Source organism: Sedimentibacter sp. LTW-03 (genome assembly GCF_052059825.1).
In the GTDB taxonomy this organism is placed as follows: domain Bacteria; phylum Bacillota; class Clostridia; order Tissierellales; family Sedimentibacteraceae; genus Sedimentibacter.
The window spans coordinates 1,327,749-1,340,547 of sequence record NZ_CP197180.1 but is presented as its reverse complement, the minus strand read 5'-3'; the positions used below and the strand labels follow the sequence as shown (position 1 = coordinate 1,340,547).

Genomic DNA, 12,799 nt, shown 5'->3' with positions numbered 1-12,799 from the left:
TTGTTTAAATGGCTAAAAGAAAAATCTTTGGTATAAAAAATTTTTTCTTTTCATTTGCAGCAGTTTGTATAGTTATTTACATATTTCAAAATGTTAACGGCTCAGCTGAAACCATGGTTGCGGAGAACGGAAACCTTGAAGATGTTATTAAAGCAGAAGGAATCATTATAAAGGATGAAGTTACATATAATGCAGCTGCTGGAGGAAGTGTTACATATTATTATGAAGATGGGGCCAAAGTAAAGGAAGGTCAGCTTGTTGCGGATTTAAGCACTGATGCAAATTCAGTCAAAATAAATAAACAAGTTGCTGAAATACAATCAGCAATAGATAAAAAAAATAATTCGTCAGGCAATTCGCCTGTGTTATCTCAAGAAACATTTGCTACTTATGAAAATGAAATTCAAGCCAGCATTTTAAATAATGAATTCAGCAGTATGTATTCTATTGTCGGACAAGTAAATGGCGAAAGTGATATAACTGCTTTTGGGGAAACATATGAGCAATACAATGTTGCTCAACTGGAAGAAATGAAAAAAAATCTGACGAACAGCATATCAACACATAAAGTCCGTTATTACTCGGGTCAGGCTGGAATTATAACTTATAAAACAGACGGGCTTGAAGATGTATATAAGTTTGAAAATGTTCTGGAAATGACACCAAGTGCCACGACAGAAAAAAAATATACAGCAGCGGATAAGAGCAAAAGCGAAACTGTTTCTGAAAATGAAGCTATATTTAAAATAATAAGAAATTTTGATTATTATATTACAGCTACTTTAGATAATGAGGAAGCAAAGTTATTTGAAGAAAATAAATATGTAAAAACCAGAATTACATCAGACGGGGAACAGCATGAACTTTGGGGGTATATTGAAAAGATTAATTATGGCAGTGAGCAATCTGTGCTGATTCTTTATTTTAATGATTATTTCTATAAAATTTATGATAAACGCTATATAAATTTAGAGCTGATAACCGATATATATGAAGGACTGAAAATAAAAACCGAAGCATTAACAAAACTAAATGGTATGACCGGTGCATATGTTAAGGATGCAAGTAATATTATAAAGTTTTTTCCTGTAGAAATAGTAGGAATGGACGAAGATTATGCAATAATATCTACGGGCACATACATAGGGGAAAATGAAAGAAAAATAATAACAATTAATGAAAAATCATATTCTACTGTTAAAATATTTGATAAAGTGATATTAGAACCTGAAAACGTATATGATGGTCAAATAGCAGATTAGGAGGTTTGTTGTGAGTATTAAGGACAATATAGACGGAATAGTGGCAAGGACAGCTGCTGCGGCAAAACGCTCGGGAAGAAAACCTGAGGATATTACTGTTATAGCGGTATCTAAGACGGTTACGGCTGAAAGGGCGAAGGAAGCTGTTGAGGGAGGTATATTGAATCTTGGAGAAAACAGGGTTCAGGAACTCGTCAGTAAGTATGAGCAGCTTTCAGATACAGAAATTAATTGGCATCTTATAGGACATTTACAGAAAAATAAGGTAAAGTACATAATTGATAAAACAGCTCTCATTCATTCAGTTGAAAGTATAGAACTGGCAAAAGAAATAAATAAAAGGGCATCTCAGCATGACTTGACATCAAAGGTGCTCATAGAGCTGAATATTGGTGAAGAAGAAAGTAAATTCGGTATAGGTGAAGATGAAATCTATGAATTTGTAAAGTCCATGGAACAGTTTGAGAATATAAAGGTGCTCGGACTTATGACTGTTGCACCGTATTGTGAAAATCCAGAAGATATAAGATGGGTTTTCAGGAAGATGAAAGAGATATATGATAAAATTTCAGATATGAAGCTTAAAAATACTGAAATGAAATATTTATCCATGGGGATGACAAATGATTTTGAAATTGCTATTGAAGAAGGTGCAAATATGGTAAGGATTGGAACAGCTATATTTGGAGCAAGAAAATACAAGGAGGAAGTGTAGAATGGGAGTAATGGATAAGGTAAAGGACTTTATAGGCATCACGGAATTTGAAGAAGATTATGATGAGGAGGATGTTTCTGCCGAAATAAATAGCGGCAAACCTGAAAGAATGGAAACTTATACAAGAAAAAACAATGTAATTAAGGTTCATTCTAACACTGATATGAAGGTCTTTATATGTGAGCCGACCAAGTATGAGGATTGCACAAAAGCTGTTGACGAATTAAAAAACAGAAAAGTTGTGGTTCTTAATATTGAAGGAATGGAATTAGAAGATCAAAAACAAATTTTTGAATTCATTAAAGGTGCTGTATATGCACTTGAAGCAAGTATTCAAAAAATATCTAATGGAATATTTGTCTTAGCTCCTAATAATGTTCAAATTGACGGAAGGCTAAGTGACAGGTATGAAAGGAATTATTTTTATAAATAAGGAGCAACTATGTACACAATAAGATTAGCTCTTAGTCTACTATTAAGAATCATAGATTCGCTAATACTAGTAAGAGTATTATTATCATTTTTCCCAACCCTACAATCGTCAAAAATTTCCTACTTTATCTATCAAATGACTGAGCCTATACTGGCTCCTTGCAGGGCAATTTTAGATAGACTGGGATTAGGCATGGGAATGATTGATTTTTCTCCAATATTGGCATTTTTGTTGTTAAGGTTGTTCCAGACTTTGATTTTTGCCTTTTAGGAAGATAACATGAAAAATTTCGAAAAATATTACGATTTTATAAAGGACGAGGAAACAAGAAATTCGGTTAGAAGAATCGCTGAAAAGTCTCTGCATGTCAGCAAAAAATTTGTTGTTGCTGTTACAGAATTTACAAATCCATATATTGCAGAGCTGAGTTTACCTACAATTAAAAATTATGATATAAAATTTGAAATTTTCCCCTCATTTGAGTATAGTGAGAGGAAAGTTTTCGTTTTATACCCTGATTATCTTGATAATATAGAAAAGAATGAATTTGTGACCGGGATTAGAATATATAATCGATCTAAGTTTAAAAAACTAAATCATAAGGATTATCTTGGAGCGTTGATGTCATTAGGTATAGCCAGGAACAAAACAGGGGATATTTATGTTTATGACAACTATGCGGATATAGTTCTGCACAATGATATCTCTGATTATATATTGTACAATTTAGATAAAATAGGTCATAATAAAATAGAAGCAGAAAAAATTAGCCTAGATGAAATAAATTATAAGGAGCAGGAGCATGTTATTATGAATATAACAAGCTCATCTTTAAGAATAGATAACATTGTTAAGCATATTACTAATAAGTCCAGAGAAGCGGCATCAGGTATGATAAAGTCGGGTAATGTAAAAATAAACTGGCAGGTAGAGGAAAGGGTATCATCAGAAGTAAAGGAAAATGACATGATTTCAATAAGCAGGTACGGGAGATACAAAATTTCGGGACTTTTTGGATTAACAAAAAGCGGTAAGCTAAAAATTGAAATCAAGCACTACATTTAATGAGAGGATTCTATGAACGTATTGATAGGAATAGTTTTTGCAGCATCTATATTGTTAGATCAGCTAAGCAAGGTTTGGGCTATAGATGTGCTGATGGACGGAAGTTCAATTAAAGTAATAGGAGATTTTTTGAGGTTCACGTACGCTGAAAACAGGGGTGCTGCTTTCAGCATTTTACAGGATCAGAGGATGTTTTTTATAATAATAACCATTGTTATGCTTGGGGTATTGTCATATGTATTTTTCAAGACAAAAAATATAAGCTGGTTATCAAGGTTATCCATAGCAATGATAGCCGGAGGAGCTATAGGAAATTTTATTGACAGAGTGCGTTTCGGATATGTCGTTGATTTTATTGATGTGAGATTTGGCAGTTTTTATAACTTTCCAATATTTAATATTGCAGACAGCTTTGTTGTATGTGGCACAATACTCATGGTTATTTTGATTCTTTTTAACAGGTTTGAAAGAGTGAATTAAATGGAAAACAAATTAGATTCTAATTTTGTTGAGTTCGAAGAAAATGATGATGAAATAATTTTAATTACAGATAAAGAAAATGAGAGAGTAGACTCTTATATATCAAGCTGCATGGATGATATGTCACGAAACTCTGTGCAGAAGCTCATTTCTGACGGAAGCATCACTGTAAATAACAAAAAAATAAAATCAAACTATAAAATTAAATTAAATGATGAAATAAGGATAATATTGCCGGAGCCGGAGGTTCTGGATGTTACATCGGAGGATATGCCCATAGATATAGTATATGAAGATGATGACTTGGCAGTTGTGAACAAAGCTCAGGGCATGGTAGTTCATCCGGCTCCCGGTCATTATACGGGAACTTTGGTAAACGGTTTGATGTACCATTTAAAAAATTTGTCGTCAATTAACGGCGTGTTGCGCCCAGGAATTGTCCATAGACTTGATATGAATACATCCGGCTTGATGTTGGTTGCCAAAAATGACGCGTCACATAATTTCCTGGCAAAATGTCTGAAGGATCATTCAATTGACAGAATTTACTATGCATTGGTGGAAGGAAACATAAAAGACGATGAAGGAACGATTGATGCACCTTTAGGCAGAAGTGAAAAAGACAGAAAAAAACGTACAGTAACTTACAAAAATAGCAAAAATGCGCGCACAAATTATTGGGTAGTTGAAAGGTTTGGAAAATATACATTAATTAAGCTGAAACTGGAGACAGGAAGAACTCATCAAATAAGAGTGCATATGAAATATATAGGCCACCCGGTAGTTGGTGATGATGTGTACGGCAGAAAGATAAACAAGTTTGGACTTAAGGGACAGCTTCTTCATTCAAAAACATTGGGATTTGTCCATCCGACTATGGGAAAATATATGAAATTTGAAAGTGAACTACCTGAATATTTTCAAAAAGTGCTTAAAAATATAGGAGGGAATTAAACTATAATATGAAAACGAAAGCAATAATAATGGATGAAAAGGCAATAGAAAGGGCTTTATTCAGGATTTCTCATGAAATAATTGAAAAAAACAAGGGCGTTGAAAATATTGTATTGGTTGGCATAATGACAAGAGGATGGCCGCTTGCGCATAGACTCGCTAATAAGATAGAGGAGATAGAAGGCTCAAAGGTTCCACTGTTTTCATTAGATATAACATACTACAGAGACGATTATGAAAAGGATGACAGAGCGCCTTTGTCCGTTAAGAGTGTTGATTTTAATATAAAAGATAAGACTGTCGTATTGGTTGACGATGTGTTGTATACGGGACGAACGGTTAGAGCAGCACTTGATGCAATTGTAGATCAGGGAAGGCCGAAAAATGTTGAACTGGCAGTATTGATAGACAGAGGGCATAGAGAGCTTCCTATCAGAGCTGATTTTATAGGTAAAAATGTTCCCACTTCTAGGCTGGAAAGAATTAGTGTACAGCTTGAAGAAACAGATGGTGCTAATCAGGTTGTTATAGCGGAATAAAATTAATTGAAAAATGAAGGCTGGTACGGAAAACGTCACCAGCTTTTTTGTTTGACATTAACCTGGTAAGGAATTATAATTTCATTGTAATATTTTGACAATATATAATAAAGGGGACGTATATGACAAAAAAATTTGACAACCAGGCCAAATATATAAAATATAAAGTTTTGAAAGAGGTCATAAGATCAAATAAAAACGGAAGCTTAGCAAAGGATATATTATATATACCGGAGAAGATAATACCCGGGCCTGAAGCTGAGACAAGATGTTGTATATATAAGGAAAGAGCTATAATATCCGATAGAATAAAAAATGTCATTGAGGATAATAAGGAACATGTGGTTAATGTCATAGATTTGGCGTGTGACGAATGCCCTCTGTATAGATTTTCAGTTACAGAAGCTTGCAGGGGATGCCTTGCTCACCATTGCAGGGAAAACTGCCCTGCCGGAGCAATCGAAATAATTAATAAGCGAGCTCATATTAACCAAGATAAATGCTTGGAATGTGGCAGGTGCGCGGCAGTATGCCCATTCGAAGCTATATCGGATGTAAAAAGACCATGCAGGACGATATGTAAGACTGGAGCATTAAGCTTTGACCAGGAAACAAAAAAGTCCGTAATTGACTATAGCAAATGTACCAATTGTGGCGCATGTGTGTCAAGATGTCCGTTTGGCGCGATTGCAGACAAGTCTCATATCATGGAAATTATGAAGATGCTTGATGAGTCAATAAATAATACAAAATATAAGGTATACTGTATTGTTGCTCCTGCAGTTGCCGCTCAATATCCAGAAACAGAAATTGAAAATGTGGTAACCGCAATAAAAAAACTGGGATTTTATGAGGTTGTTGAGGCTGCTGTAGGAGCTGATATGGTTGCTGACTATGAAACAAAATTATTGGAAAAAGAGCTTAAGCACAAAAAATTCATAACATCCTCATGCTGTCCGGCATTTGTTTCATATATAAAAATAAAATATCCGGAGCTAAAGGATAATATTTCAACTGCTGTTTCACCTATGATAGCAACGTCCAGACTTATAAGAAGTAAGGATCCGGAAGCAAGAATAGTTTTTGTCGGCCCGTGCGTTGCAAAAAAGGCTGAAATAAATCAGGATAATTTAAAAGGTGAAATTCAATATACAATGAGCTTCGAAGAGCTTACTGCTTTTCTTGACGCTTATGGAATTAACCCTGTAGAATGTGAGGCGTCCACTCTTGATAACGTGTCCTATTATGCAAGGATATTTGCACGAGCTGGCGGCGTTACCGAATCGATTAAAAATACTATTTCCGTACAAGGTCTTGGATTTGAATTTAGACCTATAATATGTGATGGAATAGAAGAGTGCGATAAGGCTCTTAAAATGGCAAAGTCAGGAAAGCTAAACGGAAATTTTATTGAAGGAATGGCATGCAGGGGGGGATGTGTAAACGGCCCTGTGTCCATGTTCAAAAAACATACAGGTGCAGATTTAATTAACAGCAGTGCAGACAAAGCAAAAGGAAAACATGTAAGGCAGACTTATGTTGCTCTTGATAAGGAAAACTTGAATATGGAAGTGTAGCATGAATTTGGGTTTATGTATGCGTTAATACAAGGGGAAAGCGGATGAAGGATTATAAAACAGGGATTTACAATTGGTTTGGATATATAATGGCTATAGAAGAGAGAATTAAGCTAATAAAGCAGGCTGGATATGATTATGTTATGCTGTGGTGGGAGGATGAATATTATCCATACAAGGTGGATCGCAGAGAATTTAATAAAATTTTAGATTCCTATGATTTAAAGTTGGATAATGTGCATTTACCCTTTGAAAATACAAACAATCTTTGGAGTGAAAGCAGTGAAGAGAGAAACAATCATGTCAATATGATTAAGAGGTGGCTGTACGAATGCAGGGACAGTGGAGTTAATACTATTGTCCTGCATGTTACGGAGGGAAATGAAAAAAGTTTTGATTATTCACTTGGATATGATTCCTTTAGCAAGATAATAAAAGAAGCTGAAAAAACAGGTATTAAAGTAGCGATTGAAAATACACAAATGCTTAATTACACGGAATTCATACTAAAGGAAATAGATTCACCTAATTTGGGATTTTGTTATGATTCATCTCACGATTTTGTTAACGAATCAAGCTTCGGTGAAATACTGAATAGGTGGCAGAACAAACTCATGGCGGTACATTTGTCAGATAATGATGGCTTGTGCGACAGACACTGGATTCCAGGGAAGGGCCATGTAAAATGGGATAGAATTATTAGTATTATTAAAAATACTAACATAAAAAGTTATTCCATGGAAACATATCCTTTTGAGTCTGAAAAAAACATGCTCCCCATAGATTTTTTAATAAAAGCAAGGGAAAATCTTGAGGAAATATTGGATTGCAATCTATAGAGCTGAATAAACGTACATGATTTACAAGCTAAAGAATATGGTATATAATTGCTACATGCATTTTATGAATGATTTTATATTACTGATATACATGAAAGAGGATAAAAATGTATAAAAAATTCTATATAGCCAAAACATTAATAAATATATTGATTGTAGGACTGATTGATTTCTATATTTTTTTTGATGTATTAAATTACGTAATTGTATTGACTTGCTTAATAGTGGTTTTTCAAATAATATTCAAGCTGATAGTTAAATACAAATTTGAAGAACAGGCATTCAAGACCAAAAACCATGCCATACTTAATATAGCGATGGTTTTGTCATTGTGGGCTGGATTATACTTCTTCAGACCATTCATAGTGCTGACATGGATTATATATGTGTTTATAGAAGGATTTGCCTACAAAGAATCGCAGGAATATTTTGAATAAACGCTGCAACAATTAGAAAAATCAACTGATTACTATTTTTTTCTTTCCTAATGCTGCTACAGCGAAAGAGAAGAATCCACTGAATATCAAACTGAAGTAATAGCTTATGCCTCTCCATAGAAGCATCGCAGTTGAAATTATGTTAGAAGGAAACAAATGCCCAAGAAGCAGTACAAAACCTACCTCACTTGCTCCAGCCGTACCCGGTGTAGGTATAAAAGATACCGCCATATACAAAAACGACTGCAGGCATATGATATCAAGTATATTGGAACTGTTCAAATTAAATGATTTATAGACAAAAAATGTTGTGCTGAAAAATATTGTCAGCTGTATAAAGGTGACGGCATACATTTTTATTGTGAACCAGTAATCTTCCTTTAATTTTACAATGCTCTTATTATAATCAGCTATAAAGTTCTCGGTTTTGTTCATTACTTTTTTTACATCTTTAATTAAATGAAGCTTGTATAACAAATTAAACAGCATTCCGCATAATTTAAGTAAAACGCGCTGATTAAAGGCTATTAACAATACAGTGCCAAGCATGACCATATTAAGCGTCAGTCCTGCTATTACGAAACCGGAAACACTGCTGTAGTAATTAACAAGAAGCTTGATTTTATAAACAGCAAGACAAAAAGAATAGATGGTTACACCAATCTGAAAAAGTAAAAACTTGCTTATGAGAATAGCTGTTCCGCTGCTTAAGGAAATATCATCATCAGTTAAAATGCATAGCTGAACCGGCTGCCCTCCCGTTGCCATAGGCGTAATGTTGCTGTAATATTGACCAATCATTGTAACCTTTATCGCAAGCCAGAATGTTCGCAAATTTTTTTTGCGGTCCGCAAATTTGGAAATCAATGTATAAAGCATGCCGGCTTCAAGAAACCAAAACATAAACATGCTAAGAACAGCAGCTCCGATGTAGAAGGCATTAATATTATTTATTATTTTGAACAGATTAATTAAATCGTTGTTTCTAAACAGTATACCCAGCATGACTGCAGCAGATAAAACAACGAATATTAATCCGAATTTTTTCCTGATTTTTTTGAATTGCATATTAAATCACCTCATTTAAGACAGAGCAAAAACTGTTCGTGTAATTTAGGGTCTTTTTTATTTTTCTTATGTTTTCGCAATAATAATTTATTATGTCCTGATTATTGGCATAGTAGCTTAGTATTGACGGTAAATTTTCGAAATCGTTAATAACCACACCTATTTTGTTTTTCTTTATAAATTCAATATTTCCCTTTTCCTGACCAATGTTTGAGTTTAATACAATCAGTGGCAATTCTTTATTTATTGCTTCAAATATAGTTACTCCGCCTGGCTTTGTTACAATAAACAGAGATTCGTCCATCATTTGATTCATATTGTCCACATAGCCGTACACTTTAATATTGGAAAATGTAGATTTAGACAATTTTTCAAAAAGCCTTTCATTTCTGCCCGTTACCAGCATTATATCAAAATTATCTAATTGGTCAAGTTTACTAAGAACACTTTCAGGAACATTATCTATTCCGCTTAATACAATCAAGATTGAGTGTTTATCCTTGATGGAAAGATTAATATTTTCACTTATGAATCCTTTTTTGACAGGAATGCCGGTCACGAGTATAGTACTACCGCTGACTCCCTTATGAATTATTCTATTCTTTATTTCTTCAGTTGGAACTAAATATATATTTGTTCCTTTGTAAATCCATTCCCAGCTGTCTACCACATCTGTTATTACTGTTATCAAATTGATGTCAAGCTCATATTCTTCTTTTATTTTTGATATCATGCATGAACACAACGGAAATGTGCTTATAACAGTCCTAGGTTTCTTAAGTTTCAAATATTCGTAAAACTTTTTTTGATATAAGCTGCAAAATACATTATCTATAATATTATTCTTGTAATTCATTTTTATCTCATAAAACGTGTTGTAAACAAGCGGATAATTTTCTGTCAGTTCACAATATATTTTCGAGCTGAAGTCCTTTACTTTTGGATTCAATATCTCCCAAATATCCGCAATTACAACCTCTGCGTTTTTATTTTCTGTCTCAATCTGTTCCTTTAAAGCATTAGACACACTTTTATGCCCCATCCCAAAGGATGCGGTTAATATTAATATATCAGCCATAATATATACCTCTTCGTATGTTATTAAAAATACAAAATATATTTAATAATCTTAAGTGTCACGGAAAAAAATTATTGTTGATACTATTAATATACCACGAAATGCTTAAATAAAGCATAATATTATATTAAATTTTGATTAAATAATTTGTAAACACAATGAAAATAAAAAGAAAAATTGATACAAACATATCAATGATTATACTTTTTTATAATAAAGAATCATAGAAAACTGACGAAATATAATATATAATGTATGTGTAGAGCAAATATAGGGGGGATATTGTGTTAAACATTGTATTATGCGATGACAATATTGAATTTTGCAACAAAATTGCGGGGAAATTAAAAGAAAAAATTAATGTTGACAAAAAAATACATATATATAATAAATATGATGAGAACCTTATTAAATATATAGAGGAAAATAAGGATCATACTATTTTTATATTGGATATTGATTTGAAAAGTAAAGAAGCAGACGGATACAGCATCGCGAAAAAGATTCGAAAACTGAGAAATTATGATGATGAAATTATTTTTCTTACAAATTACACAAAGCTTTCGCCCAAAATTATAAAGCATAAAATACAACCTGTAGATTTTATAATAAAATCTGACTATTGTATAAATGATTTACTGATTGCAATCAAAAAAAGCAAGGCGCAAATTGATGCAAAAGAAGAAGAAACAGATACAGGAATGATGGTTGTGTATGAAAACAAAGCCATGTACAAGCTTAAGTATAAGGATATTTTATACACTGAGCTTTTGGAGGATTCAAGAAGCGTTATGATAAAGCTGAAGCCCGACTATATAAAGACGGAGTTATACGTTGTTTCATCTGTAAAATCAATAATGAAAAAACTTGACAGCCGTTTTTTCAGAATTTCAAGAACCAGAATAATAAACAAGGATTATTTGACATTTGCTGATCCATATGACAAAAAAGTTGGATTGAGTTATGGTTATGTGTTGGAAGGAAGCGAAGAGAGAATAAAGGAGCTGTTAGAATGTATAAAGTAGCAGCAGATGTTGTAGGAAGTTTTATTTCATGCTACATATGCACAATCTTGATTGCTGGTAAACTGTTAAATAAACAAGAATATTTTAAGTTTAAAAATTATATTATACTACTTTTGGCAATTCCTTTTCTTAGAATTTTTGGGAGCCTTGATATGGCATATAAAATAGCAGGGGTTATAATTATTTATACTATAATTATAAAATTGATTTACCAAAAAGGAAGCATAGCATCGTTTATTGTCTGCATATTTGCGTATTCTGTCGGCCTTGTTTGCGATGTAATAAACTCTTTCTTGTATTTGGCTGTTTTTAACATGGATATTACATATATACGCAGTAATTTGCATATGATTTATATTATGCACGCTTCATTTTTTATTATATCCTTTGCAGCTTCATTAATAATCAGACCCAGTAAATATTTCAACGAAATTGAGGATTTTGTATTAAGAAAAAATTTGTTCTCTGTAGTTCAATATGTTTTATTTTTTGTTGCATCTACAAGCCTCCTCGGTTATATAATATCCGTGCAGCCGTATCTCAGTATTCAGCACATTATGTCAGCTGCCTTGCTAATCTTATTTATAGCAATTAATATAACGTATTTCAGCCAAATTAAAATATCCACTAAAGCAAAATATGATTATGATAACATGTATGATTATACTAACCAGGTTGAAAAATTCGCCAAGCAGTTGTCAAAACAGGAGCATGAATATAGAAACCGACTGATGGGAATGCAGGCGCTAATTGAAAATAATCAATACGATAAAGCACTGGAATTCGTCAATAGCATAGTGGCTGATCAAGATACAAACAAAGATTCAGCCTCTGTAAATTACAATAAAATATATGATGCAATCTTGAAAAAGATACTTATAGAAAAAACCAGTAAAGCATTAAACGCAGGAATAAAAATAAATGCAGATGTGAGAAAAGAAATCCCTACAATTAATATCCAGGGTATAGTATTAAATGACATTGTAAGTATTATTTTGGATAACGCCATAGAGGCGGCAACCATATCAAAAGACAAGGAAATAGATATATTGATAGATGGGGAAGAGGATGAAATCAATATAATTGTAGCCAATTCATATTCAAAAATAGTTGAGGAATCCGCAATGTACAGAGAAGGAGAATCATCCAACGGTACATTCAGAGGAAACGGTCTCTATTTAATTAAACAAATCGAAAAAAATAACCCTAATATCACAATAGACACCACCATTGCAGAAGAACTGTTTATTCAGGAAGTTAATATAAATAACTTAAGCGAAAAAGAGAAGACATATGACATATGATATGTCTTCTCTTTTTTAAATTA

The 12,799-nt window shown here is 33.0% G+C and carries 15 protein-coding genes; 13 read left to right on the top strand and 2 right to left on the bottom strand.

All coding sequences use genetic code 11. The annotated features are described in order from the left end of the window. Positions 1 to 8: 8 nt before the first annotated feature. The 11 genes from ACS3UD_RS06755 to ACS3UD_RS06705 all read left to right on the top strand — a co-directional run bounded on the left by ACS3UD_RS06755 (position 9) and on the right by ACS3UD_RS06705 (position 8,301). Positions 9 to 1,262, top strand: coding sequence for an HlyD family efflux transporter periplasmic adaptor subunit (locus tag ACS3UD_RS06755; protein WP_308137207.1), 1,254 nt, complete (start codon positions 9 to 11; stop codon positions 1,260 to 1,262). Between the two features lie 10 nt (positions 1,263 to 1,272). Beyond that, positions 1,273 to 1,977 carry a YggS family pyridoxal phosphate-dependent enzyme gene (locus ACS3UD_RS06750; RefSeq protein WP_308137208.1) on the top strand — a complete coding sequence of 235 codons (705 nt, stop codon included), beginning with the start codon at positions 1,273 to 1,275 and terminating at the stop codon, positions 1,975 to 1,977. Position 1,978: 1 nt separating this feature from the next. Further along, entirely contained in the window at positions 1,979 to 2,410 is a 432-nt protein-coding gene (locus ACS3UD_RS06745; RefSeq protein WP_308137209.1) for a cell division protein SepF, read from the top strand. A gap of 9 nt (positions 2,411 to 2,419) precedes the next feature. Next, entirely contained in the window at positions 2,420 to 2,680 is a 261-nt protein-coding gene (locus tag ACS3UD_RS06740; protein ID WP_374049878.1) for a YggT family protein, read from the top strand. A gap of 9 nt (positions 2,681 to 2,689) precedes the next feature. Continuing rightward, complete coding sequence (locus tag ACS3UD_RS06735; protein WP_308137210.1) at positions 2,690 to 3,475, top strand: RNA-binding protein; 786 nt, start codon at positions 2,690 to 2,692, stop codon at positions 3,473 to 3,475. Positions 3,476 to 3,487: 12 nt separating this feature from the next. Next, the gene (gene lspA / locus ACS3UD_RS06730) at positions 3,488 to 3,955 is read left to right on the top strand and encodes a signal peptidase II (RefSeq protein WP_308137211.1); all 468 of its coding nucleotides are present in this window, start codon (positions 3,488 to 3,490) and stop codon (positions 3,953 to 3,955) included. Further along, positions 3,956 to 4,909: an RluA family pseudouridine synthase gene (locus tag ACS3UD_RS06725; RefSeq protein WP_308137212.1), complete on the top strand. Its 954-nt coding sequence runs from the start codon at positions 3,956 to 3,958 to the stop codon at positions 4,907 to 4,909. An 8-nt stretch (positions 4,910 to 4,917) separates the two neighbouring features. Further along, positions 4,918 to 5,448, top strand: coding sequence for a bifunctional pyr operon transcriptional regulator/uracil phosphoribosyltransferase PyrR (gene pyrR, locus ACS3UD_RS06720; protein WP_308137213.1), 531 nt, complete (start codon positions 4,918 to 4,920; stop codon positions 5,446 to 5,448). A 122-nt stretch (positions 5,449 to 5,570) separates the two neighbouring features. Then, positions 5,571 to 7,025: a 4Fe-4S dicluster domain-containing protein gene (locus ACS3UD_RS06715; RefSeq protein WP_308137214.1), complete on the top strand. Its 1,455-nt coding sequence runs from the start codon at positions 5,571 to 5,573 to the stop codon at positions 7,023 to 7,025. Positions 7,026 to 7,069: 44 nt separating this feature from the next. Continuing rightward, positions 7,070 to 7,864, top strand: coding sequence for a sugar phosphate isomerase/epimerase family protein (locus ACS3UD_RS06710; RefSeq protein ID WP_308137215.1), 795 nt, complete (start codon positions 7,070 to 7,072; stop codon positions 7,862 to 7,864). A gap of 107 nt (positions 7,865 to 7,971) precedes the next feature. After that, on the top strand, positions 7,972 to 8,301 hold the full coding sequence (locus tag ACS3UD_RS06705; protein ID WP_308137216.1) for a hypothetical protein: 330 nt from the start codon (positions 7,972 to 7,974) through the stop codon (positions 8,299 to 8,301). 21 nt (positions 8,302 to 8,322) lie between these two features. Here the strand turns inward: ACS3UD_RS06705 and ACS3UD_RS06700 are convergent, their stop codons facing one another. Together ACS3UD_RS06700 and ACS3UD_RS06695 are read right to left on the bottom strand one after the other, a co-directional pair. Beyond that, a complete protein-coding gene (locus ACS3UD_RS06700; protein ID WP_308137217.1) occupies positions 8,323 to 9,369 on the bottom strand; it encodes a lysylphosphatidylglycerol synthase transmembrane domain-containing protein in 1,047 nt (348 codons plus the stop codon). A gap of 1 nt (position 9,370) precedes the next feature. After that, on the bottom strand, positions 9,371 to 10,447 hold the full coding sequence (locus ACS3UD_RS06695; protein ID WP_308137218.1) for an MGDG synthase family glycosyltransferase: 1,077 nt from the start codon (positions 10,445 to 10,447) through the stop codon (positions 9,371 to 9,373). A gap of 284 nt (positions 10,448 to 10,731) precedes the next feature. Between ACS3UD_RS06695 and ACS3UD_RS06690 the strand changes: the two genes are divergently transcribed. Beyond that, positions 10,732 to 11,472 carry a LytR/AlgR family response regulator transcription factor gene (locus ACS3UD_RS06690; protein ID WP_308137219.1) on the top strand — a complete coding sequence of 247 codons (741 nt, stop codon included), beginning with the start codon at positions 10,732 to 10,734 and terminating at the stop codon, positions 11,470 to 11,472. Then, positions 11,460 to 12,776, top strand: a complete 1,317-nt coding sequence (locus tag ACS3UD_RS06685) for a sensor histidine kinase (RefSeq protein ID WP_308137220.1) — start codon at positions 11,460 to 11,462, stop codon at positions 12,774 to 12,776. The genes ACS3UD_RS06690 and ACS3UD_RS06685 overlap by 13 nt, the downstream gene beginning before the upstream one ends. Positions 12,777 to 12,799: the final 23 nt, after the last annotated feature.